The sequence below is a fragment of the Phaeovulum sp. genome (assembly GCF_041596715.1).
Taxonomy (GTDB): Bacteria; Pseudomonadota; Alphaproteobacteria; order Rhodobacterales; family Rhodobacteraceae; genus UBA6213.
The window spans coordinates 1-4,379 of sequence record NZ_JBFHIA010000251.1 but is presented as its reverse complement, the minus strand read 5'-3'; the positions used below and the strand labels follow the sequence as shown (position 1 = coordinate 4,379).

General features: G+C 65.3%; 5 protein-coding genes and 1 pseudogene. All 6 read left to right on the top strand.

Annotation, left to right across the window (positions count from 1 at the left end; genetic code table 11):
* Positions 1-218: pseudogene (locus ABY403_RS14030) on the top strand (TraR/DksA family transcriptional regulator); the annotation flags it as partial.
* 91 nt (positions 219-309) lie between these two features.
* On the top strand, positions 310-1,392 hold the full coding sequence (gene rsgA, locus ABY403_RS14025; protein ID WP_372841449.1) for a ribosome small subunit-dependent GTPase A: 1,083 nt from the start codon (positions 310-312) through the stop codon (positions 1,390-1,392).
* An 83-nt stretch (positions 1,393-1,475) separates the two neighbouring features.
* On the top strand, positions 1,476-3,224 hold the full coding sequence (locus ABY403_RS14020) for a DNA polymerase III subunit gamma/tau (RefSeq protein ID WP_372841448.1): 1,749 nt from the start codon (positions 1,476-1,478) through the stop codon (positions 3,222-3,224).
* A 10-nt stretch (positions 3,225-3,234) separates the two neighbouring features.
* Complete coding sequence (locus ABY403_RS14015; protein ID WP_372841447.1) at positions 3,235-3,579, top strand: YbaB/EbfC family nucleoid-associated protein; 345 nt, start codon at positions 3,235-3,237, stop codon at positions 3,577-3,579.
* A 7-nt stretch (positions 3,580-3,586) separates the two neighbouring features.
* Positions 3,587-4,186: a recombination mediator RecR gene (recR, locus tag ABY403_RS14010; protein WP_372841446.1), complete on the top strand. Its 600-nt coding sequence runs from the start codon at positions 3,587-3,589 to the stop codon at positions 4,184-4,186.
* 2 nt (positions 4,187-4,188) lie between these two features.
* On the top strand, positions 4,189-4,379 hold a 191-nt coding region (locus ABY403_RS14005; RefSeq protein ID WP_372841445.1), incomplete at its 3' end, for a TfoX/Sxy family protein.

The window sequence follows — 4,379 nt, the reverse complement described above, 5'->3', positions numbered from 1 at the left end:
GTGTCGGGCGCCTGTCGCGCATGGACGCCATGCAGCAACAGGCCATGGCGGCCGCCCAAGACACCCGCCGCTATGCGCGCATCCACGCGCTTGAAGCCGCCATCCGGCGCATTGATTGCGACGACTTTGGCTGGTGCGACGCCTGCTGTGCGTTCATCGGAGAAAAGCGGCTCGACTTTGATCCGACGATCATGCGCTGCCGGGAATGCGCCAAGTAGCGGCGATCGGCGCATCCCCCCTTTGGGTGTGGCCGCTTTGTCGCGCTGATCCTTGCTTGCGCGCCCCGCGATCTGGCCGTGCGCATTTTGGATGCGGAACTGCTGCGGCTATGCCATTTTGGCCGCCATGACGCCAACACCCATTGCCCTTGAAACACTCGGCTGGTCCAGCGATCTCGCAGCGCAAATAGGCGCGGACGAGGGCGATCTGGTGCCACTCAGGCTAAGCGGGGTCGAGCGCAGCCGCGCCACCGGTCTGGGCGAGGCAGGGGCGATAACGCTGCAATTTCCCCCCGGGCTCAGCGCCGGCGAAGTCGCCGTGGGGGACTGGGTGCTGGCCGAACCGGCATCGGCGCGTATTAGCCGCGTGCTTGATCGCCGTTCGCTTTTGACACGCAAGGCAGCAGGAACCGATACCCGCACGCAACTGATTGCCGCGAATGTCGATACCTTGTTCATCGTTTCTTCGTGCAACGCCGATTTCAACCCGGCCCGGCTGGAACGCTATGTCGCACTCGCACTCGATGCAGGCGTCAGCCCCGTGATCGTGCTGACCAAGGCCGATCTGGCCGCCGATGCTGCGGACTATCTTGCCCGCGCCCGCGCGATTTCGCCCCATGTCGAGGCGGCGGTTACGGTCAACGCCAAATCGCCCGATGCGGTGGCGGCGCTTGGCGGCTGGTGCGGGCCGGGAAAGACGGTGGCCTTTGCAGGCTCCTCCGGCGTGGGCAAATCCACGCTTGTGAACGCGATGACCGGCCTTGCCATTGCAACCCAAGGCATCCGTGAAGACGACGCCAAGGGCCGCCACACCACCACCGCGCGCGCCCTGCACCTTGTGCCCGGTGGTGGCATGGTCATCGACATGCCGGGTATGCGCGAACTGGCGCTGATCGACGCGACCGAGGGCATTGCCGAACTGTTCGACGATATAGAGGCGCTGGCCGCGACCTGCCGGTTTCGCGATTGCGCGCACGAGCACGAGCCGGGCTGCGCCATCAGGGCCGCAGTCGCCGCAGGCACATTGGATGCCGCGCGTCTTGGCCGTTGGCAAAAGCTGCGCCGCGAAGATGAAGCCATCGCGCTCAGCAAATCCGAGGCGCGGCGCAAGGGGCGCGTTGTTGGTCGCATGATCAAGTCGGCCAAGCAAGATAAGGCACGGTTGCGCGAGTGATCGCCCAAGCGCGGCCCCCGCAGGCTGGACGCCGCGCCCCCCCCGGCCTAACCTGACGGCTGCACCGAATCCCGCGAGGCTCCATGTCCGAACCCACCGCGCAAGGCTATCAGGTCCTCGCCCGCAAATACCGCCCCGCCAGCTTTGCCGATCTGATCGGCCAAGAGGCGATGGTGCGCACCCTGCGCAACGCCTTCGCGACCGACCGCATCGCACATGCCTTCATCCTGACCGGGGTGCGCGGGGTGGGCAAAACCACCACCGCCCGCATTATCGCCAAAGGCCTCAACTGCATCGGTGCCGATGGCAACGGCACCCCCACCACCGAACCTTGCGGCGTTTGCGAACATTGCCGCAGCATTGCCGAAGGCCGCCATGTCGATGTGCTGGAAATGGACGCGGCCAGCCGCACCGGCGTGGCCGACATTCGCGACATCATCGAAAGCGTGCAATACCGATCCGCCTCGGCGCGCTACAAGGTCTACATCATCGACGAAGTGCACATGCTGTCCAACAACGCCTTCAACGCGTTGCTGAAAACCTTGGAAGAGCCACCTCCGCATGTAAAGTTCATCTTCGCCACCACCGAAATCCGCAAGGTTCCGGTAACCGTGCTGTCGCGCTGCCAGCGCTTTGATCTGCGCCGCATCGAGCCTGAGGTGATGATCGCCCACCTCACTGCCATCGCCGCCAAGGAAGGCGCCGAGATTGCCCCCGATGCGCTCGCGCTTATCACCCGCGCCGCCGAAGGCAGCGTGCGCGACGCGATGAGCCTGATGGATCAGGCGATTGCGCATGGTGCCGGCGTCACTGGCACCGATCAGGTGCGCGCGATGCTTGGGCTGGCCGACCGCGGCAGGGTGCTCGATCTGTTCGACATGGTGCTGAAGGGGCAGGCCGCCGAGGCGCTGGCCGAACTGGGCGCGCAATATGCCGATGGCGCGGACCCGATTGCGGTGCTGCGCGATCTGGCGGAAATCACGCATTGGGTCTCGGTCATCAAGATCACGCCCGAGGCTGCCGAAGACCCGACCATCGCCCCCGCCGAACGCGTGCGCGGTCAGGCAATGGCGGATGCGGTGCCAATGCGCGTGCTGACCCGGCTTTGGCAGATGCTGCTGAAAGCGCTTGATGAGGTGTCTTTGGCACCCAACGCCATGATGGCCGCCGAAATGGCGCTGATCCGGCTGACGCATGTGGCCGATCTGCCCGACCCCGGCGCGCTGGTGAAACGGCTGCAACAGGGCGCACCGCGCAGCGCCGCGCCCGCACCAGCCGCCCCTTCCCCGTCACAGGGCGGGGGAGAGCGCGCGGTTTACGCCCCGGCACCGCGTGCGCCTGCGCCAATGGCGGGCGGCGGAGCCACGGCACTTGCCGCAGCGCCAGAAACCGCGTTGGCGCGCTATGAACGTTTTGAAGATGTGCTGGCGCTGATCCGCCGGATGCGCGATGTGCGCCTGCTGATCGACGTTGAAACCCATCTGCGCCTTGTGCGCTACAGCCATGGCCGGATCGAGTTTGAACCGGCCCATGACGCCCCGCCCGATCTTGCCGCCACGCTTGCATCGCGGCTGCAAGGCTGGACTGGTGCGCGTTGGGGCGTCTCGGTCACCTCCAGCGGCGGTGGCAAGACCATTGCCGAAGAGCGCGACGAAGGCCAGCGCGCCATCGAAGAACAGGCACTGCAAAATCCGGTGGTGCAGGCGCTTTTCGCAGCCTTCCCCGACGCACGCTTTGTCGGTATCACAAACCCAGATGCCGCGCCTGACGCCGCCGAGGCTGACCCGGCGATGGCTGCGGGCGACGATTGGGACCCCTTCGAAAACGACTAAGGAGATTCGCATGTTCAAGGGCTTGGGCGGCATGGGCGACATGGCCAAGATGATGAAGGCCGCGAAAGACGCGCAGGCGCGCATGGCCGCGCTGCAAGAAGAATTGACGCGCATCACCGTGCAGGGCGAAAGCGGCGCGGGCCTTGTGCGCGCCGAGGCGAACGCCAAGGGCGTGTTGACCGCACTGCATATCGACCCGTCGATCTTTAAGGCCGAAGACCGCGAGGTGGTCGAAGACCTGATCCTTGCCGCGATCAAGGATGTGCAAAAACGCGCCGCCGAACGCAGCCAGCAGGAAATGCGCAAGATCGCCACTGAAATGGGCCTGCCGCCTGACATGGACCTGCCGCTGTGAGGAACGCGTGAACAGCGCCACCGACGAGATCGAGGCCATGATCGCGCTTCTGGCGCGTCTGCCCGGGCTTGGCCCCCGTTCGGCGCGCCGCGCAGCACTTTACCTGATCCGCAAGCGCGGCCCGCTGATGACGCCCTTGGCCACGCTGATGGCGCATGTCGCGGAAACGGTGCGCGAATGTGCCACTTGCGGCAACTTTGCCACTTCCGATCTTTGCGACATCTGCGCCAACCCGGCGCGCGCGTCCGGCGAAATCTGCGTTGTTGAGGACGTGGCCGACCTTTGGGCGATTGAACGCGGCCGCGCCTTTAAGGGCCGCTACCATGTGCTTGGCGGCACGCTTTCGGCGCTCGAAGCGGTCGGCCCAGAAGATTTGGGCATCCCGCGCCTGCTGGCGCGCATCCCCGCCGAAGGGGTGCGCGAAGTGATCTTGGCGCTCAACGCCACCGTCGAAGGGCAGACCACCGCGCATTATATCGCCGATGCATTGGCAGGATCTGGCGTCAGCGTTACCGGGCTGGCGCAAGGCGTGCCGATTGGCGGCGAGCTTGATTATCTCGACGATGGCACGATCCTCGCGGCACTTCGCGCGCGACACCAGTTCTGATCATGGCAACCGATGCCGCCTCTATCGCCTATCTTCTCGAACAGGCCGCAGAGGCCGGGCTTTCGGCGCGCCCGATGTTTGGCGAATACGGGCTTTATGCCGATGGCAAGTTTGTAGGCGTGGTCTGTGACAACGCGCTTTTCCTCAAACCCACTGAACCCGGTCAGGCGTTGGCCCCAGAGGCCCCACTCTC

Coding starts and splice junctions, on each gene's coding strand:
- ABY403_RS14020 (WP_372841448.1), top strand. CDS start 1,476: ATGTCCGAACCCACCGCGCAAGGCTATCAGGTCCTCGCCCGCAAATAC.
- rsgA (WP_372841449.1), top strand. CDS start 310: ATGCGGAACTGCTGCGGCTATGCCATTTTGGCCGCCATGACGCCAACA.
- ABY403_RS14015 (WP_372841447.1), top strand. CDS start 3,235: ATGTTCAAGGGCTTGGGCGGCATGGGCGACATGGCCAAGATGATGAAG.